Consider the following 26,562-nt stretch of genomic DNA (forward strand, 5'->3'; position numbering starts at 1 on the left):
TCGGATTCTTCATCGCTCATTGGTCATCTCCTGACGCAGATGCTCAGCAGCGTCTTCTCCGCGAACGCCGGTCGTGCGCAGGTCCGCGTAAACACGCGGCCACAGCATCGACCGAAATCCATCGGCGTTTCCTTTGGTCAACTTGTCGCCGGCTGGTGTTGGAAACGGGCGCAACAACAGGCGGCCACCGTCAATCTCGCGTAGGCCGGCGGCGTAGGCCGCGTGGCGAAGATCGCTCGGCGCCCGTCCCGGCACGTAAACCTCCATGGGAGAGATTTCGGTCTGCACAGGCGCCAGCACCCTCGCCGAGAGAGCGCCGGTGGCGGCCCATGAGATGTGGTTCTTCGCCATGGTCTGACCGAAATCAATCGCGTCGACGACTGGGTGCCGCCACAGAACTCCCACACGCAGCGCGATCGGTGACCGCAACCGCTCAGCGGCGATGGCATAGGCGTCCAGGAGCTCATCGCGGTCCACAATCCGGCGAGCCGACCCTGGGCCACGGGCCTCGGCCCTGGCGAGGTGCCCTTCCTTTTCAAGGAACTTCAACGCCTCCGCGGCGCTGCCCATCGAGATGCCGGTGGCCTGCACAACCGAGGAGACAGTCGGTACAGCGACGTCGGCGAGCAGCGCCTCGCATACGGCCAGGGTCGCGGGGCGCCAGCCCACGCGACTGTCACGCGGCACCGGCGGAGTGCCCTCGGTCTCGATCCAGATGGTCGTCCGTGTTGATGGGTTCCGGTGGTGGATGAAGGCGGCACCCGACTCGTCAACCCAGCCGACGCCGGCGTCACGCGCCGCCTTGCGTGCGCCGGGTGACATCGAGGGGGCGACCAATATGTCGGGCCGTAGATCATCGTGTACGGCCTCGGCAACTTGCTGCGGCCAGCCGGCGGGCAACCATCGAACGCGGAACTCGTCATCATCTAAGTTAACGATCACATCGCGGCTGCGGTCGTTTACCGGACGCGCACGTAGCACGCCACGATACACGGCCCGCAACGCGTTTACGGCTCGATCAGCTGATGGCACAGCAAAGATTGTACTTCATTCAAATAGGATATTTCACTCATACAGTGAAGTACGCGGATGTGTTGAAGTATAGGGTGACCTCGTAGGCTCCTAACAGCAGAAACAGTGGCCACCCTGTTGATTAGTGAACACGAGCATAAGGATTTCATACGGCAGCAGCAGCGATTCAGCTAACTCAATGCGACTGGGCCTAAGGCCATCCAACGAGCGCAAGTCGCGCCGCCGAAAGCTCGACGCCGGTTCCTCATCGATGCCCTCTTCAACGCAGGCCGACTGTTCACGCGAAATGTGCTCAAGACGCGCTCACGCGGTCTCCCCGCAAACCTGAAGACTGACACTTAGCGCTGTGCAAATACCCACACAGCTCTGGCGGTGGCGGAGGGATTTGAACCCTCGGACGGTGTTAGCCGTCACACGCTTTCGAGGCGTGCTCCTTAGGCCGCTCGGACACGCCACCGCCGGAAAGCTTACCGAACCCGCTGGGGCTCAGCCCAATCGCTGGCGGGCGAAGAACGCCTCCAGCGGCGCAGCGCACTCGCGAGCGAGCACACCGCCGCGCACGGCCGGGCGATGGTTGAGCCGACGGTCGCGGACCACGTCCCACAGCGACCCGACCGCTCCCGTCTTGGGTTCCCATGCCCCGAAAACCAGCCGGGCGACGCGGGCCAGCACCAGCGCACCGGCGCACATGGTGCATGGTTCGACGGTGACCGCCAGCGTGGTCCCCTCCAGCCGCCACCCGTCGCCGAGCACGCCGGCCGCCGCCCGGATCGCCAGGATTTCGGCGTGCGCGGTCGGATCGCCAAGGGCCTCACGGGCATTCACCGCCCGGGCCAGCTCGGTCCCGTCCGCGGCGATGACCACCGCACCGACCGGCACGTCGCGCGGGCCCGCCGTCGCGGCGACCGACAGTGCGGCACGGATCAGGTCTTCGTCGCTGGTCACCGACCGAGCCTGATGGCGGCGACCCGCTTCGCCCGGCTCGGTCACTTGTGGCGACCCGCTGCGCCCGGCTCTGCCGCGCTTGCGATCGCCACGGCCGCGCTTGCGGTCACCGACCGAGGCGGTCGATCACCGCCGACAGCTCGTCGGCGAAGCCCATCTCCCGGGCAATGCGGCCCAGCTGCTCGTCGGCGTACAGGTCGCTCTCATCGAGGATGACGCCCAACACCGCCTCGGGCAGCCCGATGTCGGACAGCAACCCCAGGTCGCCCTCCTCAAAGGGTTCCGCGTCCTCGAGGTCCTCGGGATCGATGTCGGCGTCCAGGTTGTCCAGCACCTCGGCAGCGATGTCGTAGTCCAGCGCGGCGGTGGCGTCCGAAAGCAGCAGCCGGGTCCCGGACGGTCCGGGCCGCACGATGACGAAGAATTCGTCGTCGACGTCGAGAAGCCCGAAGACCGCGCCCGAGCTGCGCAGTTCACGCAGCTCCGTCTCGGCGGCCTTCAGGCTCGTCAGCGCCTTGGGGGCCAGGGCAGAACAGCGCCATTGGCCCTCTTCGCGCACGACCGCAACGCCGAAGCCGTCCGGTATGTCCGCGGACGGGCCCTGCGCAGACGCCCGCTGTGCTTCCATGGGCGCCTACGCTAGTCGCTGACCAGGCCCCCTGACCAGATGCGCCCACTCGACGCGAGGCACCTGATCGCACCGCCGGCCGCTAAACTGTGCCAACCTTGGAACTGTGGCTAGCCCTGTTTTCAAGACACCGGCGTGCGTGCTCGGGCTGGGCCTAATCGGCGGCTCGATAATGCGGGCCGCTAAGGCGGCCGGCCGTGACGTGTTCGGCTACAACCGGTCGGTGGAGGGCGCCCAGGCGGCCATCGCCGATGGCTTCGACGCCACGACGGATCTCACCGAGACGCTGACCCGCGCCGCCGACATCGGCGCGTTGATTGTCCTGGCGGTACCGATGCCAGCACTGGCGGGGATGCTCGCCCATATCAGCGAACTGGCCCCCGACTGCCCGCTCACCGACGTCACCAGTGTCAAAAGCGCGGTGCTCGACGAGGTTGCCGCCGCCGGTCTGCTGGAACGCTTCGTCGGCGGTCACCCGATGACGGGCACCGCGCACTCGGGTTGGGCCGCGAGCTACGCCGGGTTGTTCACCAGGGCTCCGTGGGTGGTCGGCGTGGACGACCACGTGGATCCCCAGGTGTGGTCGATGGTGATGACGCTGGCGCTGGACTGCGGTGCGCTGGTGGTGCCGGCCAAATCCGACGAGCACGACGCCGCGGCGGCCGCCATTTCCCATCTGCCGCACCTGCTCGCCGAGGCGCTGGCCGTCACGGCCGGAGAAGTGCCGCTGGCGTTCGCGCTGGCCGCGGGGTCTTTCCGCGACGCCACCCGGGTGGCGGGCACCGCCCCGGACCTGGTCAGGGCGATGTGCGAGGGCAACGCCGGGCAGCTGCTGCCGACGGTCGACCGGGTCATCGAGCTGCTGAGCCGTGCGCGCGAGTCGCTGGCCCGCCACAACTCGGTGGCCGACCTCATCGAGGCCGGCCACGCCGCGCGAACGCGTTACGACAGCTTCCCCCGATCCGACATCTTCACCGTCGTCATCGGCGCGGAAAACTGGCGCGAGGAACTCGCCGCCGCGGGCCGTGCGGGCGGGGTGATCAGATCCGCTCTGCCAAGCTTGGATAGTCCACAACGAACCCGTCTTCGTCGACGGTGACGGTGGTGTCGGCCACCGGGGAACGCAGCTTGATGCCTTCAGGACGTCCCTCGCTGCTGTAGCTCACGGTGGCCGCGGTGACGCACATGTCGGGCACGTTCACGTAGACCATCGGCAGCGTGACCGAGTCCGCCCGTTCGTGTAGCCCGAGGCGCCGGATCGGCAGCGCATTGAAGAACGGGCTGAACACCACGTCGACGTCCAGAGCGCCGTTGTATCCGGCCCGCCGCTCGCCCTGATGGTCGGTCACCAGCCACATGTTTTCCTCGTCGCGGGCAATGGCGAGCTGGCGTTCGCGCTCGGCGAGCGTGACCGTCAACCCGAAGCGCTTGGTGGCACCCGCCTCGTCCGTCTGCAGGTCGTAATAGGCGCCGAACGCCGGATTGGTCGCGGTGGCCGCCGCCACGATGCGCCCGTTGGCCTTGATTCGCTTGCCGGACAATTGGATTCGTACCGACTCCATGCGGGAGACATCCTGCGCGCGCCAGGTCAACATCGCCGGCCATACACGCTGGGTGGGATCGGAGGGGGCTGCGTTCACACTTCTACCGTAGGACGTGTTCACCGGCCGCGGCAGGTTTGTCGGGAACTGCAGTTGGCGTCACATGGTTTGACCGACCGACGGCCTTGCGTAACCGGCCGGTGCCCGGCACCGACACCCTGACCGCCAACGCCAGCAGGCCGTCGAGGATCAGCGCCAACGCGGCCACCGTCAGCGCACCGACCAGCGCCAGCTGGAATTGGCGCTCTTTGATGCCGTCGATCAGGTATCGACCCAGCCCGCCGAGGCTGGCGTAGGCGGCCACCGTCGCGGTGGCGACCACCTGCAGCGTCGCGTTGCGCAGCCCGCCCAGGATCAACGGCAGCGCATTGGGCACCTCGACGCGCAGCAACACCTGGGCTTCCGTCATGCCCATCGCACGGGCGGCGTCGACCACCGTCGGATCGACATTGGCGACGCCCGCGTAGGCGCCCGCCAGCAGCGACGGGACGCCCAGCAACATCAGGGCAACCAGCGGGGGCGCCGCGCCCAGCCCGAACAGCAGCACCCCCAGCAGCAGCACGCCCAGCGTCGGCAGCGCGCGCAGCCCGTTGACCGCGCCCACCACCAGGAGCGCGCCGCGGCCGGTGTGCCCGATGATCAGCCCGACCGGAACGGCGATCAGCGCCGACGCGCCCACCGCGATGGCGGTGTACTCCAGATGCTCCAAGGTGCGCGCGGCCAGCCCGACGGGACCGGTCCAGTTGTCGGCGGTCAGCAGGTAGGAGATCGCCTGTTGCACGAAGTTCATCGCGCGCCGCCTACCACCGGGGCCACCACCGACCGGCGGTGTGGGGCGCGGTCCCAGGGCGTGGCCAGCCGGCCGGCGAGCACGATGAGCGCATCGATGACGACCGCCAGCAGGAACAGCGCGATGATGCCGGCGACGATCTGATCGCTCTTGTCGGTCTGGTAACCCTCGGTGAACCAGGTGCCCAGCCCGCCGATGCCGATCACCGAACCCACCGAGACCATCGCGATGTTGGTCACCACCACCACCCGCAGCCCGGCGACCAACACCGGGATGGCAAGCGGCAGTTCGACTTTCAGCATCCGTCTGATCGCCGGGTAGCCGATTGCGGTGGCGGCGTCACGCACCTGCGCCGGCACCGCGTCCAGCGCCTCGAGCACCGCGCGCACCAGCAGCGCGGCGGTATATGCCGTCAGCGCCACCATGACGTTGGCCTCGTCGAGGATCCGGGTGCCGATGATCATCGGCAAGACCACGAACAGCGCCAGCGACGGGATGGTGAACACCACGCCGGCGGTTGCGGTCGTCAGCCGTCGGGGAATCGGCGCGCGCTGCACCAGCGCGCCCAGCGGCACCGCGATCGCCGACCCGATCAGCACCGGCACCAGCGACAGCCGCAGGTGGATCACGGTCAGCGCCCAGGCGTCGTCGAGGTGGGTGAGCAGGTAGTGCATCCGCTAATTTCCTTTGGGCCCGTCCGAGCCCTGCCGTCGGGCTTCCACCGCGGCCAGCACGTCGGCGCCCAGGACGCCGCCGATGACCTTGCCTCCGTCGTCGACGGCCACACCCACCCCCGACGGCGACGACAGCGCCGCGTCGAGCGCCTGGCTGAGATTGCCGCCCGGGCGGAACAGCGACCCGATGCCGCTCATGGCGTCGGACAACGAAGCGCCGCCGCGGTACCGGCACAGGCCCCCGGCGTCGATCCAGCCCACGGGCGCGCCGGCGTCGTCGACCACGACCACCCAGCCGTCCGGAAGGCCAGTGTCGGAGAGGCCGTCTGCCGCGATCCGGTCTAAGTCGTGCAGCGGCAACCCGGCGGCGTCCATGAGCTGCAGCCATCGATAGCCGCGGCCGAGGCCGATGAACCTGGCCACGAATTCGTTGGCCGGCCGCGACAGCAGGCGCGCGGGTTCGTCGTACTGCTGCAGCTTGCCGCCCCGGCCGAAGACCGCCACCCGGTCGGCGAGCTTGAGTGCCTCGTCGATGTCGTGCGTGACGAAGACGATCGTTTTGTGCAATTCGCTTTGCAGGCGCAGTATTTCGTCCTGCAGCTGGTAACGAACCACCGGGTCGACGGCGGAGAACGGCTCGTCCATCAGCAGGATGGGTGGATCGGCCGCAAGCGCGCGTGCCACGCCGATACGTTGTTGTTCACCGCCGGAGAGCTGCGCGGGGTAGCGGGTCGCGAGGCTGGAGTCCAGCCCGACGCGTTCGAGCACCTCATAGGCGGCTTTGCGGGCGGCCCGGCGGGACTGTCCCTTCAGCACCGGAACCGTTGCGATGTTGTCGATCACCCGTTGATGCGGCATCAGTCCGGCGTGCTGGAGGACGTAGCCAATTCCGAGGCGTAGCCGTACCGGGTTGACGCCCGCCACGTCTTTCCCGTCGACGGTGATGGTGCCGGAGGTCGGCTCGATCATCCGGTTGATCATCCGCAGTGCCGTGGTCTTGCCGCTGCCCGACGAACCCACGAAGACCGTCAACTTGCCGTTGGGCACCGCCAGGCTCAGCCGGTCGACGGCGGTGGTCCCATCGGCGAACAGCTTGCTGACCCTGTCGAAGACGATCACCGCCGTTGCCCGATCGGGTGGTTGAAGCCGTTGTCCCGCACCCAGTTTCGTGCGGCCTGGTCGGGGTCGACGCCGGAGTTGCCCGACACCGCGGCGTTGAGTCCGGCCAGGCCGGAAGTGGTCAGCTTTGCCGACACCGCATCCAGCACATCCTTGAGGCGGTCCGACTTCTTCTGCGAATTCACTAGCGGCACAATGTTGCCGGCCAAAAAATTGTGTTCCGGGTCGTCGAGCGCCACCAAGTGATTTTGCGGGATCGCCGGCGACGTGCTGAAGATATTGGCGGCGTTCACCTTTCCCTCTACCAACGCGCGCACCGTCACCGCGCCGCCGCCGTCGTTGATCGCGACGAAGTTGCCCGGGCTGATGTTGAGTCCGTATTTCTGCCGCAGCCCCGGCAGCCCGGACGGGCGGGTCTCGAACGCCGAGGGCGCCCCGAACCTCACGTCGGGCGAGTGCGCCGCCAAGTCGGCAATCGTCTTCAGGTTCCACGCGGTGGCGGTCCCACCGGTGACGGTGACCGTGTCAGTATCGGAAGCCGGCGACGGCGCCAGGATCGACAGGTCACCGGGCAGTTTCTTGTAGAGCTCCAACTCGACGGCGTCGAGCATGGTCGCCGTGGAGTCGGGCGCGAAGTACAACAGCAGGTTGCCGATGTATTCCGGGACCAGGTCGATGGAATGATCTTTCAGCGCCGGGATGTACGTCTCCCTGCTGCCGATCCCCATCCGCCGCCCGATTTCGAAGCCGTTGGCCTGCAACGCTTGTGCGTAGATCTCGGCGACAATCTGCGATTCCGGGAAGTCACCGGAACCGACCACGATGGATTTCGGGCTGCGGGTCTGTGCTCCCAGCGGATCGGAATTGCTGCAGGCCGCGACCAGGCATACCGTCGCAAGCCACACCGCCGCGCGGACGGTCGCGCGACGCACGCGCGGCGGCATCCTCATACCGCCGACACTAACGGCAGAACCGCCGAGGCGCCGCCGCCGGCGGCGCACGTCATGCGTGCGGTTTGCGCGTATTGGTTTCAATCCGTGCAAGATGGGACAAAGATGACACTATGAGCGGCAAACCCCCTGACTCGGCTGTCCCGCCCCCGCCACCCCCGGCCCCCCGCGCCGGCACGAAATCCAAGGAACCGGCCGTCGGCTTTACCCGCGCCGGCGCTCTCTGGTCATCCCTGATTGTCGGCTTTTTGATCCTGATCCTGTTACTGGTCTTCATCACCCAAAACACGGCGTCAACGCCGTTCACGTTCCTGGGCTGGCACTGGAGCCTGCCGCTGGGCGTGGCCATTCTGCTGGCGGCCGTCGTGGGCGGGCTGATCACGGTGGCGGCGGGAACCGCGCGGATTATTCAGCTGCGCCGCGTGGCGAAGAAGCACCACGCGGCTACTCGGCCGGCCTAGCGTTTGTCATCGACCGTGCGTCCAGGGCGTTGGGCGTGCGTCCTGGGCATTGGGCGTGCGTCCTGGGCATTGGGCGTGCGTCCTGGGCATTGGGCGTGCGTCCAGGGCGGAGTAGTCCGCCGGATTCCCGCCGCCCGTGCACAGCCAAAGCCGTCAGTGCACAGCCGAAGCGGCTAGCTGACTCGACCGGCCCGCCTAGCCGGGCAGCTTGGCGAGCTCTGCCAGCCCGCGCGAGATCAACGGCGCCACGACCTCGGGTTGCTGGTCCGACGTGTCGCCTCCCCCCTGGGCCTGCTCGGACATTCGCCGGCGGAAATCGATGCCGGCGGCGATGATGGCGAGCTTGAAGTAGGCCAGCGCCATGTAGAACTCCCAGTGCGCCAGCGGCAACCCGGCCGCCAGCGAATAGCGATCCGCCAGCTCGTCGGCCGTCGGCAACAGCGGCGACGTCCAGGCGGCTTGCGCGTTGACGATCAGGTCCAGCGCCGGGTCGCGGTACACGCACATCAGAGCGGCGTCGCTGAGCGGGTCGCCCAGCGTCGAGAGCTCCCAGTCCACGACGGCGCGCACCCGTGTCGGGTCGTCGGCGTCCAGGATGGTGTTGTCGATCCGGTAGTCACCGTGCACGATCGAGGTGCGACTCTGCTGCGGAATGGATTCGCGCAGACCCGAATGCAATCGCTCGACGTCAGCGTCGCGGTGATCGTCGGGCAGCCGCACCAGCTCCCATTGCGAGCCCCAGCGGCGCACCTGGCGCTCCAGGTAACCGCTGGGCTTGCCAAAGTCGGCCAGCCCCACGGCATTCGGGTCGACGTTATGCAGGTCGACCAGGACCCGGATCAAAGAATTGACGCAGCCGTCGATGACGGTGTGACTGAACGCCTCCAGTTGGGCGCGCCGGCGCACCACTTGTCCCGCAACGAATTCGACGATCTGGAACGGCGCGCCCAACACCGAGTCGTCCTCGCACAGCGCGATGGCGCGCGCCACCGGAACCGGCGTGTCCTGCAGCGCGGCGACCACCCTGTATTCGCGGGCCATGTCGTGCGCCGACGGCGTCAGCCCGTGCAGCGGCGGGCGCCGCACCAGCCAGCTGGAAGCGTCGTCATACACCCGGAACGTCAAATTCGAGCGGCCCCCGGAGATGAACTCGGCCCGCAGCTCGCCGTCGCGTTCGATGCCGAGCGAACGCAGATACCGGTCCAGCGAGGCCAGGTCGAGCCCCTCGAGTCGGTCAGCGGAAGTCACCGGACTTGTTTACCACCGCTGACGTCGGCCAGGTTCACCACCGCTGATTTCGGGGCAACAGGTCCCACACGTGTTCGACTGCGTTGACCCGTTTGGGGTTAGGGGCGAGTCGCGGTGTCGTGTGAGTTGACGTGTTCGGGTGGGGTGGGTGGTGGGTCAGCGGTGGTTGGGTTGGGTTTGTGGGAAGGTGTTGTGCTGGTGGGTTTCGGTGTTGGGGTAGAGGTGTCGGTAGGCTGCTAGTGCTGTGGCGGGGCGTGATGCGGTGATCGCGCGTTCCATGTCGGTGGTGTTGACGTGCAGAACACTAGGGTCGGTGCACAGGAGTTGTCCGAGGTCGCGGCGGTGGGGTGCGCGTCGGTGCAGTCTGCGGGCCCGTACGCGTTGGCAGGCCTCGATGACTTCCCGGGCGTAGCGGGCGTTGCCGGCGACGTCGAGCAGCGTGGCGCTGTCGTACGGGATCGACCGCAGCCGGGCCGCTTCGACGCGCAGCAGTTCCCATGCCGTGTCGTGCACTACAAGTTGTTCCCTGCTGGCCAGGCGGCGCCCGAGGGCGATGATTTCGTCGGGGGTGTAGCTGGCGAAGGTGATGGTGGTGGGGAATCGGGCGGCCAGCCCGGCGTGGGTGGTCAGGAAGTCTTGCATGGGGCGGGGGTGGCCGGCGAGGATGACCACGAGGTCGTCGCGGTAGGCCGCCATGCACGTCAATAGGGCATAGATCGCTTCTATCCCCCATGGACCGTTGTCGGTGTTGGGGGCCAGCTGGTGGGCCTCGTCGATAAACAGCACCCCACCGCGGGCGCCGCCGCAGACGTTTGTCATCCGCGTGGCGCTGTGGGAGGGGTCGCCCGCGGTGATGTCGCCTGCGGTGACCTCGGTGACGTGTGGGCGGGTGATCGCGCCCCATCCGAATAACACTTCACCGATGATGCGGGCGAACGTTTTTTTCGCTGTGCCCGGCGCACCGAGGAACACCAGGTGATTCTGGGTGCACGACGTCGGGAGGCCCCCGTGCTCGACACGAGGGTGGCCGCTCTCTAGCGCGGTGCGCCACACCGCGAAACGCTCTTTTGCCTCGGCCAAGCCGATCAGTTCATCGATACAGGTCTGCGCCCACTCCAGAACACCTCGACGCTCACCAGCGAGCACCGCAGCGGCGGCGTGATCCTCACCCCCGTCCCGCCGACACCAGCCTGTCGGCAGGCCCAGACCCGACATCGTGTCGGTATTGCTGTTCGACATGTCGGCTACCCCAGCCCAGACCGGGTACCCAGGCCACTGCTGGCCGCGGTACTCCCCGCGGCCAGTGGGGAGGTGACGCCACCACACCACCCCGGCGCCGCCGACCAGATCCGCCTCATTGCCATACCTCCAACACCCGGTCGTAGTCGGCGAGACCGAACGGGCCACCGACTACGACCGGGCGAAAGCCCAAGGGGAGCCCCTTACCCGTGACCTGTCACCTGCCGTGCTGGCAGGCGACAGGCGGCACTTCAGAACAGCGACGTCAAGATGTTGGCCGCCAGTGTCCCGAGCTCGGCGGGCAACCGGGTGGCAAGGTCAGCCGCGATCGACGGAGCCAGACCGGCAACGTTGGCCGCAATCGACGGGGCTATACCGGCGACATCCGCCGCGCTTGCGCCAGTGGCCGCGGCACTCAAACCGCCGACGCCGACGTAGTCCTGGAAGAGATTAACCACGTTATTGACGATTATCGCCGGGGTCGGCCAGCCAGACAAGGAAGTAGGAATGCCAGCCAGGGAATTATATAAGTTCGGGGTAAAGTTGGACACCTGGGCCAAGAACTGCTGAACCGCCCCGGCGAAATTGCCGCCCTCAACGATATTGGGCGCACCGGGATAAACCAGAGCGTTCGCGGTGCCTTGAGAGGCCCACGTGGTGAAGAACGACAGCAGGCCCATACCATTACCACCGCCTGGACCGGGAGTTCCCGGTGTGAGGAATCCAGGATAGAAGGCGTTGCCTAGGTCTAAACCGCCATTACCGCCGTTAAGGAATTGTCCGGTGAATGCGCCCGGGATGTTGAGCAAGTTGGTCACCCCCGCGAGCAGGTCTCCCGAGGCGAACCCATCATAAGCGTTTTGAACATCCGTACCGAACTCCCACCCGAGAGCTAGGGGCCAATTAATCCAGTATTGAATGGCAAAATGCAGATAAACGTCGCTGAGCAGGAACGTGACAGCGGTCGGCAGAGTGTCCAGCTCGTCCGGGAGGACGGGCAGCAGGTTTGCCAGCTCCAACCCAGCGCTGGACGCCAGGGCCGGGATGCCCGCATCGGCTATAGTCTCAAACCCCTGCTGAAAGTCCCCCGCCCCTACTTGGGAGAGTCCTTCAAATAGGGTTCCCCAGAAACCGGCTATAGTACCCGGGACACCGGAGTTAGGTCCCTCGGTGTACAACTGAACACCGGCGAGCGCCGAATTTTGGAACGCGGGGATTACTTGGGTGCCGTCGATAAAGGCTTGGTTTGCGAGTTCTTGTTCTAGAACGGGGAAAGGGCCGTAGGTGGTCGCCATCGCGTAATCGGCTTGTAGGTTGGCGGCCGAATCCGTGAAGACGTTGATCCAGGTTTGGATCGGGTTGACCACCCCGGGATCGTCGGTGCTCAGCAGCTGCACCGCCCGCTGCTGAGCAGCCGCAGCGCTGCGGTGTAGGTCGGCGGCGACATTGTTGGAGACTGCCGGTGTGAGGGCGATCAGGCTGGCACCCACTGCCGCGGCACCCGCAGCGACCAGGGGCCGGAAGGCTGTTAGCTGTTGCATGTGTGTTGCTCCTTTACTGTTCGTGGTCTAGGTATTCATGGACGTAGGGGAGGCCACTACGCCCAACGGGATGTTTTAGCCATCAATAACCAGGTATCCCCGGCGCACCGGCCACACCGTTTAGGCCAAGAAGCCCGCCATAGCCGCCCCTACCACCAGGTTGGGTAGTTACTGAGCCGCCGCCGGACACGCTGTTGCCGCCGTTACCACCGTTGCCGGCCAGAAGTCCGCTGAAACCACCGACACCACCGGCGGCAACATTGGGGGAGGTTGGACTGGTGGTGGTGCCGGCGTTACCGCCGGCTCCGCCGTTGCCGACCAGCCAGGCACCGTTGCCGCCAGCGCCGCCGTTGCCCGCCCTATTGTTCCCGGTGCCACCGGCACCGCCGGCGCCCCCGTTCCCGAACAGGAGGCCGCCGGCACCGCCGTTACCGCCGATAGTGCCGGGTATGTTGCCGCTGGCGCTGGCGCCGCCGGCGCCGCCGTTGCCCATCAGCAAGCCGCCGTTACCGCCGGCACCGCCACGGCCGACGGAGCCGCTGAAACCGATGCCGCCTATACCGCCGTTGCCGATCAGCCCGGCCGAACCGCCCACACCGCCGGCGGGGCTGGTGGCCGTACCGGCCGCACCAGCGCCGCCGTCGCCGAATAAGAACCCGCCAGAGCCGAGGTTGCCGACGGGCAGCCATTGCCCTAATGGTGAGGTGTTGGTGCCGGTGTAATCGTTGATGCCGTTGCCGATCAGGTCGCGCCCGAACAGGTCGACGAACGGTGTGTTGATCACCTGATCGGCTTGCTGGCCGATCGGGCTGGCGATCCAGTCTTGGCCGACCGTGTAGATCGCGGTATAGAAGCTGTCGAACGCGTTGTAGACGAGGTTGTTCAGCCCGGCGGTAGCGCTGCTCCCGGCGGGGGTGGCCGCGCTGAGGCCGCTGATGTCGACGGCGGCGGCGGCTGTGTGCACGCTGTCGAGGGCGGTGCTGTCCAGCGCGGCGGCGTTGAAGGCGGCCACGCTGGCGTTGATGCTGTTGGTGATGCTCTCGAGGGCGGCTGAGTGTATGCCTTCGAAAGCGGCTGTGCCTGCACCTGCATTAAGGCCGTCGAGGGCAACCGTGCCGGCATTAATGGCCTCGCTGGCAGCGGTGCTGGCGGCGGTGATCACAGGTTGGAGGAGGGGGTCGATGATCGTGTCGAGCACCCCGGCGCGGGCCGGCGGCGCAGCAACCATCGGGGCCATCGCGGCGGTCAGAAAAGCGCCGGCGGCCGAGCCCAGGCCGACTACACGGCCGTGACGGCCCGCCTTCGCTTTGGTGTTGCGGCGGTTTCGCCGGGTGCTGTGTTGTTTACGTTTCATCTGCGCGCCTTTCTGTCATGACCGATAAAACGAGGCGTCCGGCCCGTACTTAAAAAATTTGGGTGCTGGGACTTTCGATCTAGTTCAGGGTGTGTTTTTGGTTAGCAACAGGGGTGAACATATCTGAGAAATATGTTGAGGAAATCGTGCAATAACGCCGGTAATTGATTGTGGTGAGGGGGATTTTGCAGCAAAAGATTCGCATAAAACGTGCGAGGAATTATTGGTGTTCTTAAAATGTTTACTGCCGCTATGTCCTGTGGCTTGGTGGTGCTGTTGGCTGGTCGGGGACTGGCCCTGCTGTGCTGGGGCTATCCTGGCTGCTGGATTCCAGCGGCCGCTGGCCGTGGTCGCTGACGCTGCTGTCCGCATGTGTGATCGGTGGTGGTGTTCGAGGTGTCCAGCTTGATGACGCGGGATTGTGCCGGCAGCCGATCGCTACGGTCGGGGGCCGATCCCGTTTTTTCTCGCGCTTGTTCTTTGGTGGTGCGGGGTTACCGCACCCTGTGGGATTTGCACGGGTGGTGTGGGTTGCAGCAAATTCGGGAATTTGCGGTATGTGGTGTGAAACATTCTGGTAGCAATGGGTGCAGTTATCTTGAGTGGCGGGCGGGCGCGGCCCCGCTTGCTACCGATGGGTAGTTTCACGCTGAACTATTGGGGTGTCGGGTCGAGGTTGCTATCACACCTGGTTACGACATGGCTAGCAGCTGTTTTGTGATCTCGAATGGATTGCTGGACCACACATTTATTGAAGCGATCACCCATTGCCCACTGAAAACCCTGCCGACTCAGGTTCTTCTCAGATATGTACAGCTCGTCGCCCAGCAAGAACCAGCCCCCACCGTGAACCACCCAACCCGGCTCCCCCAATATCGAACGACTGCGACAGGCCCCACTCACGGACTACATCGAAAACCAGAAGCGCCCCACCTGAACCGTGCCAGCGCTACGCGCCGGCACAAAAACGACGCGATTCCTCCCCGCCATCGACGAGCTTCCAACCATGCAGACCGCTCAGCGGCGTACCGCCGTACCAGCAGCTCCAATCTTTGGTTCCCGATGGATGGTGTTCTCCGGGACCAGTAAGCGCCAGCCCGCAGGACGCCCGTCAACGGCCACAAATATCACTCAGTTCTTGACGACTAAAGCAGTTGTAGTACAAGGACTTACGTATGAATAGCCGCTAACAACAACCCTGGTGGGAGCGCCTTCTAGTGCCTAAGTCGGGTCATACACCCGAAAGGTCAGATTCGGGCGGCCACCGGAGATGAACTCGGCCCGCAGCTCACCGTCGCGTCCAACATCGAGCGAACGCAGGTACCGGTCCAGCGAGGCCAGATCGAGCCCATCGAGTCGGTCAGCGGAAGCCACTCGAACTTATTTACCACCGCTGGTGTCGGCCGGGTTCACCACCGCTGATTTCGGGGTAAGAGGTCCCACACATGTTCGACTGCGTTGACCCCGGCCACCGTCGCCTGACCCGACCGGGAGAACAACAGCCGGGTCACCGACGCGTAGTCGACGGGAAAGGACAACAACCGGGCCGTACCCAGGATGTCGTGCAGCAGCACGTTGATCACCCCGCCGTGGCTGAACACCGCGACCGTGTCGTCGGGACCGGCGGCGGCGACGAGGTCATCAACCGCCGCGCGGACGCGTGCGCGAAACGCGTTCTCGTCGACCGCGCTGGGCAGATGCCCCTGGGCCAGCCGCGCCCACTCCTGCGGGTTTTCCGCTTTGATCTGCTCGACGGGAATGTAGATCGGAAGGTCGCGGTCGTATTCCGCGAATCGATCGTCGACCTCAACACTCATCTCACGCGCGGCCGCGACGGGTTCGGCGGTCTGAATGGCGCGCCGCTGCGGGCTGCTCACCACCCGCGAAATCGGAAACCTGGCCAGCGCCTTGGGCAGTCGCTCGACTTGCGCCAATCCCTCCTCCGACAGGTCTGGATCGGAGCCTTCGCCGTGTTCGCTGCGCAGCGGTAGCGCATGCCGGACCAGCAGCACTTGCATGTTTGTTCCTGTCGTCGGATGGTGAACAGCGCGGCTTAACGCCCTTCCCGGTCCGCCAGTTTCTCATCGCGTCCCGCAGCCGCGGTTCGACGGGTCGGCGATGGTGGTGACGACATGTGGGCCGATGACTTCGAGGAGGAGAGATGACCCAGCCGAACATGGATTGGGACGCTGCCTACCGACAAGAAGCGCTACCTCCGTGGAGCATCGGCCGGCCGCAGCCCGAGCTGGCGGCCCTGATCGAGCAAGGCACGATCCGCAGCGATGTTTTGGACTCCGGTTGCGGCCACGCCGCCCTGTCGCTGGCCCTCGCCGCGCGGGGCTACACGGTCGTCGGCCTGGACTCCAGCGCGACCGCGGTCAAAGCAGCGGCGGCGGCCGCCGCCGAAAAAGGGCTGACGACAGCGACTTTCATACAGACCGACGTCACCAGCTTCCGAGGCTATGACGGCCGCTTCTCGACCATTCTGGATAGTGGGCTGTTCCACGCGCTACCACCCGAGGGGCGCCAAGACTACCTGCAATCGATCTTTCGGGCCGCCACGCCCGGGGCGGCGCTGTACATCCTGGCGTTCGCCGCCGGGGCGCTAGGAGACCAGGACAATGCCGACCGGCCCGGCCCGCGCGGCTTCACCGAAACGGAGTTGCGCGACGCGGTCGAGAAGCTCTGGCGGGTCGACGACCTCCGCCCAGCGAAGGTGTACGGCAACGCCAGCGCACTCCCGCCTTCTGGTGATACGTCGCCGAACGTCGAATACGACAACGAAGGCCACTTCATGGCGCCGGGCTTCCTACTCAGCGCGCACAAACCCGGGCAGTAGTACCACCCCGCTGAAGGACGGAGAATGCTATTCTCCGTGTAGAGAGCGGGGTGTGCAGGCGATGGCCGGTATCGGCGACACGCAACTGGACGCGGGCGTCCTCGCGCGCTGGCTGGACGCCAACGGCGCGCCGGGCGGCGGCAAACAGCCGGCGCTGACCCAGCTGAAGGGCGGTTCGCAGAACACCCTGTACCTGATCGAGCGTGGTGGCGAGCGCATGGTGCTGCGGATGCCGGGGGCGCGCGCCGACGCGGCCCGCATCGACGGCCTGCTGCGCGAGATCCGGCTGGTCCGGGCGCTGTCGGGCACCGACGTCCCGCACGCGGCGCTGATCGCCGCCGACGACACGGGCACCGTGCTGGGCATGCCGTTCTACGTGATGCAGGCGATCGACGGGTGGAGCCCGATGGACGGCGGGTGGCAGGCGCCGTTCGACACCGACCTGCAGGCCCGCCGCGGGCTGGCGTTCCAACTGGTCGAGGGCGCCGCCAGGCTGGGCCGGGTGGATTGGCGCGCGCAGGGGCTCGACGGCTTCGGCCGCCCCGACGGTTTCCACGAACGTCAGGTCGATCGCTGGCTGAGGTTTCTCGACGCCTACAAGGTCCGCGACCTTCCCGGGTTGGACGAGGCCGCCGACTGGCTGCGCCGCAACCGGCCCGCGCACTACCAGCCGGGCATCATGCACGGCGACTATCAGTTCGCCAACGTGATGTTCGCCCACGGGGAGCCGGCGCGCTTGGCCGCGATCGTGGACTGGGAGATGACGACGGTCGGCGATCCGCTGCTGGATCTGGCGTGGGCGCTGCTCGGCTATGACGGCGAGGAGCCGCGCGCCGACGGTTTCTACCTGGACATGCGCGGCATGCCGACCCGCAGCGAATTGCTGGAGCGCTACGAAAAGGTCAGCGGGCTTTCCACCGAGAACATCGACTACTACCTGGTGCTGGCCAACTGGAAGCTCGGCATCGTGCTGGAGAAGACCTACGCGGCCGGCGTGCGGACCAAGAAGGTGGATCCCAAGATCACCGACGCCTTCGGCTCGATGATCCCGCGGCTCATCGCCACCGCGGCCGAGCTCGCCCGGTCACTACCCACGAGGCGCTACTGAAATGGGTTATGCCGACCAGCTTTTCGACCTGACCGATCGGGTCGTGTTGATCACCGGCGGCAGCCGCGGGCTGGGACGCGAAATGGCGTTTGCCGTCGCCCGGTGCGGCGCCGACGTGGTGATCGCCAGCCGCAACATGGACAACTGCGTGACCACGGCCAAGGAGATCGAGGTCGAGACCGGTCGCTCCGCCATGCCCTATCAGGTGCACGTGGGACGTTGGGATCAGCTCGACGGACTGGTCGAGGCGACCTACGTCCGGTTCGGCAAGGTCGACACGTTGATCAACAACGCGGGCATGTCACCGCTGTACGACAAGCTGACCGACGTCACCGAGAAGTTGTTCGACGCGGTGGTCAACCTGAACCTCAAGGGGCCCTTCCGATTATCGGCGTTGGTCGGCGAGCGCATGGTGGCCGCCGGCCGCGGGTCCATCATCAACGTGAGCTCCACCGGGTCGCTGCGCCCGAACGGCGGCATCATCCCCTACGCCGCGGCCAAGGCCGGCCTCAACGCGATGACCGAGGGGCTGGCACAGGCGTTCGGACCCACGGTGCGGGTCAATACGCTGATGGCCGGACCCTACTTGACCGACGTCAGCAAGGCTTGGAACCTCGGGGAGGGCAATAATTTCAGCCATCTATCCCTGAAGCGCGCCGGCGATCCGCGTGAAATCGTCGGCGCCGCACTATTTCTGGCTTCCGACGCCTCCAGTTTCACCACCGGTTCCATCCTGCGGGCCGACGGCGGAATTCCCTGAACGAGTAGGAGCTTTCGATGGCGTGGGACTTCTCTACCGAACCGGAGTTCGAGAAGAAACTCGACTGGATCCGCGAGTTCGTCCGTGAGGAGGTCGAGCCGCTGGAGGTGCTGTTTTCGGGCTGCGAATTCCTGCCCCTGAACGACGAGCGGCGCCGGATCGTCGATCCGCTCAAGCAGCGGGTGCGCGACAATGGCCTGTGGGCACCACATTTGGGCCCGGAGCTGGGCGGGCAGGGCTTCGGCGCGGTCAAGCTGACGTTGATCAACGAGATCCTGGGCCGCAGCCCGTGGGCGCCGATCGTCTTCGGAACGCAGGCCCCCGACACGGGCAACGCGGAGATCATCGCCCGCTTCGGAACCCGGGACCAGAAGGACCGCTATCTGGCCGGGCTGCTGTCCGGGGAGATCTTCTCGTGCTTCTCGATGACGGAGCCGCAAGGCGGCGCCGATCCGCGGGTCTTCACCACACGGGCGGTACGAGACGGTTCCGACTGGGTGATCACTGGGCGAAAGTACTTCTCCTCCAACGCCTCTGTGGCGTCGTTCTTCATCGTCGTCGCGATCACCGATCCGGACGTGCCCGTGCATCGCGGAGCCTCGACGTTCCTGATCCCCGCCGGCACCGAAGGGCTCATCCTGGAAGCCAACCACCACCTCGTCGGTGCGGACCCCCACGAACCCGGGCATTCCCTGGTCCGCTACGACGGGGTGCGGGTGCCTTCCGACGCGTTGCTCGGCGAACCCGGTCAGGGCTTCCTCATTCTGCAGACCCGATTGGCCGGCGGGCGGCTGCATCACGCGATGCGCTCGATCGGGATGGCGCAGCGCGCGGTCGAGATGATGTCACGGCGCGCGAAAAGCCGCTTCACACAAGGCAGTTCGCTGGCCGACAAGCAACTGGTGCAGGAATTCGTCGCCGACTCGTACACCGAGTTGATCCCGTTCCGGCTGACCGTGCTGCACGCCGCGTGGCTGATCGACAACGGCGACGAGCACGCCGCACGCACGGAGATCGCCGCCTGCAAGATCCTGGCGTCACAGGTACTCAAATCGATTGCGCTGCGCGCGATTCAGGTGCACGGCGCGCTCGGGCTCACCGACCAGCTGCCACTGGTCAACGTGCTGCTCGGCGGCATCGCGCTCGGGCTGGCCGACGGGCCCACCGAGGCGCACAAGGTGAACCTGGCCCGGACGCTCCTCAAGGGCTACGAGGCCGAAGATGGCGAGTGGCCCAGTGAAATGCTGGACGTCCGGCGCGAGGCCGCCCGCGCCAAATACGGTGAACTCGTTGACAACTAGCAGAGTCACCGCGGCCGTCGAGCGGGCGCTCGACGACCGTCAGCGGGAGGCAACCGAGGAGGTGGAACGCATCCTGGCTGCCGCGGTGCGGGTGATGGAGCGGGTCGCGCCCGAGCCGCCCCGGGTCAGCGACATCGTCGCCGAGGCCGGCTCGTCGAACAAGGCGTTCTACCGGTATTTCGCCGGCAAGGACGACCTGATCCTGGCGGTCATGGAACGCGGCGTGGCCATCGTCGTGTCCTATCTGCAACACCAGATGGCCAAGGAGTCCGGGCCGCGGGACCAGGTCGTTCGCTGGATCGAGGGCACGCTGGCGCAGGTCGCCGACCCGCACCTGATCAGCATGAGCCGCGCCGCGGCCGGGCAGATGTCGGCCGCCACCAAATGGCCTGCGGCCGACCGGGAAATGATGCGGCCGTTGCGGGATCTTCTCGCCGATCCCATCACGGCGCTGGGCAGTGACGACGTCGACCGCGACGTCGAGGCGGTGTTCTCCTGCACCGCCGCAACCATGCGACGATACGTGGGCTCCGCCGACCGGCCCGGCCGCGACGACATCGCGCACCTGGTGCGGTTCTGCCTGCGCGGGCTGGGGATCGGTTGATGCGCGCCGTCGTCTGCCACTCCTATGGCCCGCCGGAAGATCTCGTCATCGACGACGTCGCCGAGCCCGTCCCGGGCCCCGGCCAGCTGGTGGTCCGGGTGCATGCCGCGGCGGTCAACTTCCCCGACGTGCTGTTGATAGCCGGCAAGTACCAGATCAAGATTCCGGTGCCGTTCATCCCCGGCAGCGAACTGGCCGGTGAAGTGGTGGCGGTCGGCGAAGGCGCCCCTTTTCGTCCGGGGCAGCGCGTCTTTGCGACCATCCCGACCGGGGCATTCGCCGAGCAAGCGCTGCTCGACTCGGGATCGGTGGCGCTCATACCCGACGGCGCCGACTTCGCGTCGGCAGCGGCATTCGGCGTCACCTACCGCACCGCCTATCACGCGCTGCGGTCGATAGCAGAAGTGGCGCAAGGTGATTGGGTGGTCATTCTGGGTGCCGGCGGCGGGGTGGGACTGGCGGCCGTCGATCTGGCGGTGGCCATGAAAGCCCGGGTGCTGGCGGCGGCGTCCAGCCCCGAAAAGCTCGAACTGTGCCGGCGGCGCGGCGCGGCGGCCACCGTCGACTACGACCGGGAAGACCTGAAATCGCGCATCCGTGAGCTCACCGGCGACGCCGCCCGGGTGATCATCGACCCCGTGGGGGGACCGTATTCGGAGCCCGCGCTGCGTGGCCTAACCCGCGGCGGAACCTTCGTCACGCTCGGCTACGCCGCGGGCACGATCCCGTCCATCCCGCTCAATCTGGTTCTGCTCAAGGGAATCACGATCCGCGGCATGGAGATCCGTACCTTCATGGCCGACCGACCCGACGACGCCGCGCGCGACATGCAAGAGCTGGCCCGGATGTTCGCCGACGGCACGATCCGGCCCTACATCGGCGCGCGATTCCCCTTGTCCGAGACCCCGGCGGCGCTGCGGCACGTGGCCGAGCGCAAGGCCCTGGGCAAGGTGGTCATCGACGTCGCGCCTTAGTACCGCGAGCTAGTACCGCGAGCAGACGCAAAATCGCCTATTTCGAGGCGAAATTGGGCGATTTTGCGTCTGCTCGCGGTACTTACTACGGCGTGACGATGTTGAAATTCGGGTCGGGTCGGTCGACAACACCGAGCAAAGCCTGCAGCGCCGCCTGGTCGCCCGATATTTCCAGTCCCGGTGAGGTGAAGTCGCCCATCACCATCGCGAGGAGGCGAAACTTGCTGTCCAGCTTGACCGTAACGGTTGCCGTCGCCGAGTCGGCCGGCGCCTTGCGGTGGACGAGCACCCCGTTGCACAGGGTGAGCCGGTAGTTGGTGGCCGAATCGGCGAAAGTGATATCGATGGCGATATCGAGGTCCCAGCTGCGCGGGCCGTCGATGCGGACGGCGAGGCCGTCGAAGATCTGCTCCGGAGTCAGCTGCGAAAGCATTGTCGGCGAGGCGACCTGGGTCGCGGTACCGAAGTTTCCGTCACGCAATTCGCTTGCGCCACTGAGGAAGAAGTTACGCCAAGTCGCGTTTTCGGAGCCATAGGCCAGCTGCTCGAGCGTGTCGGAGTACAGCGCGCGCGCCACGGCATGGTCGCTGTCGGTGAAGACCGCGTGATCGAGCAGCGTTACCGCCCAACGGAAGTCGCCCGAATCGAAGGCCGTTTTGGCAAGTTCGACGACCCGGTCGATCCCGCCCATCGCGTCGACGTAGCGGGGAGCTAGGGCCTCCGGGGGATGCGGCCAGAGCCGGGCCGGGTTGCCGTCGAACCAACCCATGTAGCGCTGATAAATGGCCTTGACGTTGTGACTGACCGACCCGTAATAACCGTGGGTGTGCCACGCCCGTTCGAGTGCCGGTGGCATCTGGAACATTTCGGCGATCTCCACGCCGGTGTAGCCCTGGTTGAGTAACCGCAGCGTCTGGTCGTGCAAATAAGCGTATAGGTCGCGCTGTAGCGACAAGAACTCGACGATGCTGTCCCGTCCCCAGGTTGGCCAGTGGTGGGAAGCGAACACCACATCGGCGCGATCGGCGAAGGTGTCGATCGCCTCGGTGAGGTAGCCGGCCCAGGCGCGCGGGTCGCGCACCAAAGCGCCGCGCAGGGTCAGCAGGTTGTGCAGGTTGTGGGTGGCGTTCTCGGCCATGCACAATGCGCGGAAACGCGGGAAATAGAAATGCATTTCGGCGGGAGCCTCGGTGCCGGGCGCCATCTGGAACTCGATCTCCACGCCGTCGATGGTGTGCTTCTCTCCGGTCTCCCGGATGACGATGGTCGGCACGATCATGGCCACCTCGCCGGTGGACGGGGCCTGGCCGAGCCCGCAGCCCACCTGATCCAGAGGGCCGCGTGGCAGCAGGGTGCCGTACATATAGGTCGCGCGGCGCGTCATGGCCGGCCCGGCGTAGACGTTCTCCTGGACCGCATGCTCGACGAAGCCTTCCGGCGCCAGCACGGCCACGGCGCCGGCATCCACGTCGGCCTGCGAGGTGACGCCCAGGACGCCGCCGAAGTGGTCGGCGTGGCTGTGGGTGTAGACGACCGCGACGACGGGGCGGTCGCCGCCCCGGTGGGCGCGATACAGGGCCAGCGCCGCCGCGGCTACCTCGGTGGATATCAACGGATCGATGACGATGATTCCCGTCTCCCCCTCGACGAAGGTGACGTTCGAGATGTCGAAGCCGCGAACCTGATAGATGCCCGGCACCACTTCGTAAAGACCCTGTTTGGCGGCGAGGGTCGATTGCCGCCACAGGCTGGGGTGCACGGACGTCGGCGCGGCACCGTTGAGGAAGGAGTAGGCGTCGTTGTCCCACACCACGCGGCCGTCGGCCGCCCGGATGACGCACGGGGACAGGGCCGCCAAGAATCCACGGTCGGCGTTGTCGAAATCCGCTGTGTCGTGAAACGGCAGGGCGTGTTCGCGATGCGCCGACTCGATGACCGCGGCGGGGGGTTTGTGGTCCACAGCAACACATTGCCATCCACGCGCCCTTCTCCGAAAGGACGCGTTGAGAGCCGGCGGGTGAACCGGCTTAAAACAATTTCGCCGAACCTCTTCTGCGCGGCCCGGCAAACCCGCATACTGCCTTGACGGCCCTCAATGCCGAGGACCGCAACGACCGGGCAAAGGAGAACAGGTGAAGCGTGGACTAACCGTCGCGGTAGCGGGAGCGGCAATCCTGGCCGCGGCCATTTCCGGCTGTTCGAGCAACAAGTCGACCACGAGCGGCTCCGGCACCAGCTCTGGCACGAGCACGTCGACGGCCGCCGGAACGAAGGTCATCATCGACGGCAAGGACCAGAACGTCAGCGGCTCGGTCGTGTGCACCTCTGCGGGCGGCAACGTCAACATCGCGATCGGTGGGGCCGCGACCGGCATCGCCGCCGTGGTCACCGATGCCAACCCTCCGCAGGTGAAGTCCGTCGGGCTCGGCAACGTCAACGGCGTGACGCTCGCCTACGCGTCGGGTACCGGCCAGGGCAACGCCTCGGCCACCAAGAACGGCAACGCCTACAAGATCACGGGCACCGCCACCGGGGTCGACATGGCCAACCCCATGCAACCGGTGAGCAAGCCGTTCGAAATCGACGTGACCTGCTCCTAGCCCTAGCTCGGTGACCTAGTCGTTCGAAGCGGGTGGTTTCCACCCGTTGACTGGCAACCGCACCGTGAACTCGGTACGACCGGGCGAGCTGTCCACCGTGATCGTTCCGTTGTGCGCCTTGACGACCGCCGAGACGATCGCCAGCCCCAGCCCGGTGCTGCCGCCTTTACGGGAGCGCGAGGAATCGCCGCGGGCGAACCGCTCGAAAACCTCCGATTGAAGCGCTGCCGGAATGCCGGAGCCGTTGTCGACCACCTGCAGCACGGTGTGCGTCGGCTCGGCACTCAATCGCGTCGTCACGACAGTGCCGGCGGCGGTGTGCACGCGGGCGTTGGCAAGCAGGTTCGTCAACACCTGGTGCAGCCGCGCCGCATCACCGGTGACGACCACGGGTTCTTCGGGCAGGTCAAGCTCCCACTGATGATCCGGTCCGGCGACGTGTGCGTCGCTGACCGCGTCAACCGCCAACCTCGACAGATCCACCGGTTCGCGTTCCAGCGGCCGGCCGGAGTCCAGGCGGGCCAGCAGCAGCAGGTCCTCGACGAGGCGGGTGATCCGCTCGGTCTCCGATGCCACCCGGCTCATCGCGTGCGCCACCGCCTCGCGGTCCCCGCCGTCCTGGCCCATGCGTTGGGCGAGTTCGGTGTAGCCCCGTATCGCGGCGAGCGGGGTGCGCAGTTCGTGGCTGGCGTCGGCGACGAACTGCCGGACCCGGGTTTCGCTGGCCTGCCGCGCCGACAGCGCCGCCGCGATGTGGTCGAGCATCCGGTTCAGCGCCGACCCGAGCTGACCCACCTCGGTGGCCGGGTTCGCGTCGGATTCGGCCACCCGCACCGGCAGCTCGACCTCGCCGCGGTCCAACGGAAGTTCGACGACTTCGCTCGCGGTTTGCGCGACGCGGCGCAGCGGCTCCAGCGCCCGCCTGATGATGATGACGCCGGCGGTGGTCGCGGCGACCAGCGCGATCACCGTGACGATCCCAAGGATGATCAGCATCCGGATCATGGTGGCGTCGACGTTGGACATCGACAGGCCGGTGACGATGACGTCGCCGCCGCTTCGGCTCGGCGCGGCGACCACCCGGTATCGGCCGAGGTCGTTGAGGTCCAGGGTCACCGGCGTGCGGCTGCCGGCAATCTGTTCCAGTTGGGCTTGCGCGGTTGGGGTTAACGCGGCCCGGGAACCGGCGCCGGTCAGGTAGCCGGCGTCAACGACCTTGCCATGGTTGATCACCGCGGCCACCATCCCCGCCGGCTGGCCCGGGGCATCGAGGAACCGCGGACCGGGGCCCGGCCTCGGGTAGAAGTGCGATTCGTGGTGCCAGCCCGGATGTTTCGGTTCGGGGTACATCAGTGCCGACCGGTAGGAGGCCCCGGCGAGCTGCACGTCGAGCTGCGTCACGAGGTGGTGTTGCAGCGCCAGTTCGGTCGCCGCGGTGATGCCGACGCATACGATGGCGAGAACCAGGATCTGCCCGACCAGCAGCCGCAGCCGAAGAGACCAGGCGCGCCGTGGGCTAGCGGGCCGGCTTGAGGACATAGCCCGCGCCGCGCAGTGTATGGATCATGGGGTCGCGACCGTTGTCAATCTTCTTGCGCAGGTAGGAAATGTAGAGTTCGACGATGTTGGACCGGCCGCCGAAGTCGTAGCTCCACACCCGGTCAAGGATCTGGGCCTTGCTCAACACCCGCTTGGCGTTGCGCATCATGAAACGCAGCAGCTCGAACTCGGTGGAGGTCAACGAGATTGGTTCGCCGGCACGCGTCACCTCGTGACTGTCCTCGTCTAACACCAGGTCTCCGACCACCAGCTGTGCCCCGCTGTCCACCGTCGTTATTCCGGTGCGCCGCAACAGCGCCCGCAACCGCAACACCACCTCTTCGATGCTGAACGGTTTGGTGACGTAGTCGTCGCCGCCCGCGGTCAACCCGGCGATGCGGTCTTCCACCGCGTCCTTGGCCGTCAGCAGCAACACCGGCAGCTGCGGGTTCTCTTCGCGAAGCTTGTGCAGGACGTCAAGCCCACTCATATCGGGCAGCATCACGTCGAGAACGACCACGTCGGGCCGTTGGGCGCGGGCGGCCGCGATCGCCGACGATCCGTCGCCCGCGGTGGAGATGTTCCAGCCCTCGTACCGCAATGCCATCGACACCATCTCGGCCAAGACGGGCTCGTCGTCGACGACGAGAACGTTGATCGGGTTGCCGTCGGCACGACACATGACAACCCGCTCTGCCGAGGCTCGAGACTGCGTCACAAGTTCCAGTATCCGCACCCGGCTGGGCCAACGCTATGGAATTGCTATGCGTGTCCTGTGAAATGCCTAGTACCAGTAGCGCCGGCCGGCGACCGGGCGGCCCACCGAACCCATGATCCACAACGCCGCACCGATGACGAGCAAGACGATGCCAAGCACCCATAACAAATGGATGCCGAAGACAAATCCGAGGACAAGCAAGACCGCGCCTACGATGATCATGACAACTTCCTTTGCGTAAGGGGTTCTGGGCCACCGGGCTTTAACCGGGCATCGAACTGGGCTGTGGTAGATGGCAATCCTTGACTTTCGGGTTGACGCCCGCGTAGTTCAAGGGCCCCGCGATCACCGTCAGCGCGATGTTTCCCGCCGTGACACAACTTGTTGACCCACCCTTGAAGTAGTCGCGCTGGTACGCCGCGAAGGCTCCGATGAGCAGCCACGCCAGGACAATCGCGCCGATCACTCCGCGACCACGCATGGTGACCTCCAGTTGTGTTTCGAGAAGACTTCCCGTCCGCCTAGCGTTACCCGTTG

The 26,562-nt window shown here is 66.3% G+C and carries 27 protein-coding genes, 1 tRNA gene and 1 pseudogene; 9 read left to right on the top strand and 20 right to left on the bottom strand.

Annotation, left to right across the window (positions count from 1 at the left end; translation table 11 throughout):
- Positions 1-9 precede the first annotated feature (9 nt).
- The 4 genes from K3U93_RS23750 to K3U93_RS23765 form a co-directional block, all read right to left on the bottom strand.
- Entirely contained in the window at positions 10-1,032 is a 1,023-nt protein-coding gene (locus tag K3U93_RS23750) for a hypothetical protein (RefSeq protein WP_139796847.1), read from the bottom strand.
- 367 nt (positions 1,033-1,399) lie between these two features.
- Positions 1,400-1,489, bottom strand: a tRNA-Ser gene (locus K3U93_RS23755).
- Positions 1,490-1,518: 29 nt separating this feature from the next.
- Positions 1,519-1,977 (bottom strand): nucleoside deaminase, encoded by a 459-nt coding sequence (locus tag K3U93_RS23760; RefSeq protein ID WP_071513203.1) that lies wholly within the window; start codon positions 1,975-1,977, stop codon positions 1,519-1,521.
- A 106-nt stretch (positions 1,978-2,083) separates the two neighbouring features.
- A complete protein-coding gene (locus tag K3U93_RS23765) occupies positions 2,084-2,605 on the bottom strand; it encodes a tRNA adenosine deaminase-associated protein (RefSeq protein ID WP_071512918.1) in 522 nt (173 codons plus the stop codon).
- A gap of 139 nt (positions 2,606-2,744) precedes the next feature.
- Between K3U93_RS23765 and K3U93_RS23770 the strand changes: the two genes are divergently transcribed.
- Entirely contained in the window at positions 2,745-3,704 is a 960-nt protein-coding gene (locus K3U93_RS23770; RefSeq protein ID WP_071512917.1) for a prephenate dehydrogenase, read from the top strand.
- On the opposite strand, the gene K3U93_RS23775 is transcribed toward K3U93_RS23770, so the two are convergent.
- From K3U93_RS23775 to K3U93_RS23795, 5 genes are read right to left on the bottom strand one after another with little or no spacing between them, the layout of a single operon-like run.
- A complete protein-coding gene (locus K3U93_RS23775; RefSeq protein ID WP_071512916.1) occupies positions 3,646-4,245 on the bottom strand; it encodes a putative glycolipid-binding domain-containing protein in 600 nt (199 codons plus the stop codon). The genes K3U93_RS23770 and K3U93_RS23775 overlap by 59 nt on opposite strands.
- Positions 4,246-4,249: 4 nt before the next feature.
- Complete coding sequence (locus K3U93_RS23780; protein ID WP_083010077.1) at positions 4,250-4,996, bottom strand: ABC transporter permease; 747 nt, start codon at positions 4,994-4,996, stop codon at positions 4,250-4,252.
- Complete coding sequence (locus tag K3U93_RS23785; protein ID WP_071512914.1) at positions 4,993-5,670, bottom strand: ABC transporter permease; 678 nt, start codon at positions 5,668-5,670, stop codon at positions 4,993-4,995. The genes K3U93_RS23780 and K3U93_RS23785 overlap by 4 nt, the downstream gene beginning before the upstream one ends.
- A 3-nt stretch (positions 5,671-5,673) precedes the next feature.
- Positions 5,674-6,789 carry an ABC transporter ATP-binding protein gene (locus K3U93_RS23790; protein ID WP_083010076.1) on the bottom strand — a complete coding sequence of 372 codons (1,116 nt, stop codon included), beginning with the start codon at positions 6,787-6,789 and terminating at the stop codon, positions 5,674-5,676.
- A complete protein-coding gene (locus K3U93_RS23795; RefSeq protein ID WP_071512912.1) occupies positions 6,786-7,739 on the bottom strand; it encodes an ABC transporter substrate-binding protein in 954 nt (317 codons plus the stop codon). Before K3U93_RS23795 ends, K3U93_RS23790 begins: the two co-directional genes overlap by 4 nt.
- Positions 7,740-7,852: 113 nt before the next feature.
- On the opposite strand from K3U93_RS23795, the gene K3U93_RS23800 reads away from it, so the two are divergent.
- Positions 7,853-8,200 carry a LapA family protein gene (locus K3U93_RS23800; RefSeq protein ID WP_220688564.1) on the top strand — a complete coding sequence of 116 codons (348 nt, stop codon included), beginning with the start codon at positions 7,853-7,855 and terminating at the stop codon, positions 8,198-8,200.
- 195 nt (positions 8,201-8,395) lie between these two features.
- Here K3U93_RS23800 and K3U93_RS23805 read toward each other — a convergent pair whose 3' ends face one another.
- The 6 genes and pseudogenes from K3U93_RS23805 to K3U93_RS23830 form a co-directional block, all read right to left on the bottom strand.
- Positions 8,396-9,448, bottom strand: coding sequence for a phosphotransferase family protein (locus K3U93_RS23805; RefSeq protein ID WP_083013056.1), 1,053 nt, complete (start codon positions 9,446-9,448; stop codon positions 8,396-8,398).
- A 156-nt stretch (positions 9,449-9,604) separates the two neighbouring features.
- Complete coding sequence (locus K3U93_RS23810; RefSeq protein ID WP_220688565.1) at positions 9,605-10,687, bottom strand: AAA family ATPase; 1,083 nt, start codon at positions 10,685-10,687, stop codon at positions 9,605-9,607.
- Between the two features lie 251 nt (positions 10,688-10,938).
- Positions 10,939-12,177, bottom strand: a complete 1,239-nt coding sequence (locus tag K3U93_RS23815; RefSeq protein WP_083012012.1) for a hypothetical protein — start codon at positions 12,175-12,177, stop codon at positions 10,939-10,941.
- Between the two features lie 133 nt (positions 12,178-12,310).
- Entirely contained in the window at positions 12,311-13,582 is a 1,272-nt protein-coding gene (locus K3U93_RS23820; RefSeq protein WP_176220055.1) for a PGRS repeat-containing protein, read from the bottom strand.
- Between the two features lie 1,230 nt (positions 13,583-14,812).
- Positions 14,813-14,956: pseudogene (locus K3U93_RS23825) on the bottom strand (phosphotransferase family protein); the annotation flags it as partial.
- A 35-nt stretch (positions 14,957-14,991) separates the two neighbouring features.
- Positions 14,992-15,600, bottom strand: coding sequence for a histidine phosphatase family protein (locus K3U93_RS23830; RefSeq protein ID WP_071510887.1), 609 nt, complete (start codon positions 15,598-15,600; stop codon positions 14,992-14,994).
- 143 nt (positions 15,601-15,743) lie between these two features.
- Between K3U93_RS23830 and K3U93_RS23835 the strand changes: the two genes are divergently transcribed.
- From K3U93_RS23835 to K3U93_RS23860, 6 genes are all read left to right on the top strand, one after another.
- Entirely contained in the window at positions 15,744-16,421 is a 678-nt protein-coding gene (locus K3U93_RS23835; protein ID WP_071510888.1) for a class I SAM-dependent methyltransferase, read from the top strand.
- A 61-nt stretch (positions 16,422-16,482) separates the two neighbouring features.
- Positions 16,483-17,529: a phosphotransferase family protein gene (locus K3U93_RS23840; protein WP_083012096.1), complete on the top strand. Its 1,047-nt coding sequence runs from the start codon at positions 16,483-16,485 to the stop codon at positions 17,527-17,529.
- 1 nt (position 17,530) lies between these two features.
- Complete coding sequence (locus K3U93_RS23845) at positions 17,531-18,289, top strand: SDR family NAD(P)-dependent oxidoreductase (protein ID WP_083012015.1); 759 nt, start codon at positions 17,531-17,533, stop codon at positions 18,287-18,289.
- Positions 18,290-18,306: 17 nt separating this feature from the next.
- On the top strand, positions 18,307-19,590 hold the full coding sequence (locus K3U93_RS23850) for an acyl-CoA dehydrogenase family protein (RefSeq protein WP_083012018.1): 1,284 nt from the start codon (positions 18,307-18,309) through the stop codon (positions 19,588-19,590).
- Complete coding sequence (locus K3U93_RS23855) at positions 19,571-20,194, top strand: TetR/AcrR family transcriptional regulator (protein ID WP_083012020.1); 624 nt, start codon at positions 19,571-19,573, stop codon at positions 20,192-20,194. Before K3U93_RS23850 ends, K3U93_RS23855 begins: the two co-directional genes overlap by 20 nt.
- Positions 20,194-21,168 carry an NADPH:quinone oxidoreductase family protein gene (locus K3U93_RS23860; RefSeq protein WP_083012022.1) on the top strand — a complete coding sequence of 325 codons (975 nt, stop codon included), beginning with the start codon at positions 20,194-20,196 and terminating at the stop codon, positions 21,166-21,168. Before K3U93_RS23855 ends, K3U93_RS23860 begins: the two co-directional genes overlap by 1 nt.
- A gap of 85 nt (positions 21,169-21,253) precedes the next feature.
- On the opposite strand, the gene K3U93_RS23865 is transcribed toward K3U93_RS23860, so the two are convergent.
- Positions 21,254-23,128 (bottom strand): alkyl/aryl-sulfatase, encoded by a 1,875-nt coding sequence (locus K3U93_RS23865; protein ID WP_083012024.1) that lies wholly within the window; start codon positions 23,126-23,128, stop codon positions 21,254-21,256.
- Between the two features lie 172 nt (positions 23,129-23,300).
- On the opposite strand from K3U93_RS23865, the gene K3U93_RS23870 reads away from it, so the two are divergent.
- Positions 23,301-23,768, top strand: a complete 468-nt coding sequence (locus tag K3U93_RS23870; protein ID WP_071510895.1) for a lipoprotein LpqH — start codon at positions 23,301-23,303, stop codon at positions 23,766-23,768.
- 15 nt (positions 23,769-23,783) lie between these two features.
- Here the strand turns inward: K3U93_RS23870 and K3U93_RS23875 are convergent, their stop codons facing one another.
- The 4 genes from K3U93_RS23875 to K3U93_RS23890 all read right to left on the bottom strand — a co-directional run bounded on the left by K3U93_RS23875 (position 23,784) and on the right by K3U93_RS23890 (position 26,518).
- Complete coding sequence (locus tag K3U93_RS23875; RefSeq protein WP_083012026.1) at positions 23,784-25,307, bottom strand: sensor histidine kinase; 1,524 nt, start codon at positions 25,305-25,307, stop codon at positions 23,784-23,786.
- Entirely contained in the window at positions 25,285-25,989 is a 705-nt protein-coding gene (gene tcrX, locus K3U93_RS23880; RefSeq protein WP_071510897.1) for a two-component system response regulator TcrX, read from the bottom strand. The genes K3U93_RS23875 and tcrX overlap by 23 nt, the downstream gene beginning before the upstream one ends.
- 102 nt (positions 25,990-26,091) lie before the next feature.
- Positions 26,092-26,247 (bottom strand): DUF6131 family protein, encoded by a 156-nt coding sequence (locus tag K3U93_RS23885; RefSeq protein WP_176220056.1) that lies wholly within the window; start codon positions 26,245-26,247, stop codon positions 26,092-26,094.
- 40 nt (positions 26,248-26,287) lie between these two features.
- Complete coding sequence (locus K3U93_RS23890; protein ID WP_176220059.1) at positions 26,288-26,518, bottom strand: hypothetical protein; 231 nt, start codon at positions 26,516-26,518, stop codon at positions 26,288-26,290.
- Between the last annotated feature and the right edge of the window lie 44 nt (positions 26,519-26,562).

This window comes from Mycobacterium malmoense, from assembly GCF_019645855.1.
Classification (GTDB): Bacteria; Actinomycetota; Actinomycetes; order Mycobacteriales; family Mycobacteriaceae; genus Mycobacterium; species Mycobacterium malmoense.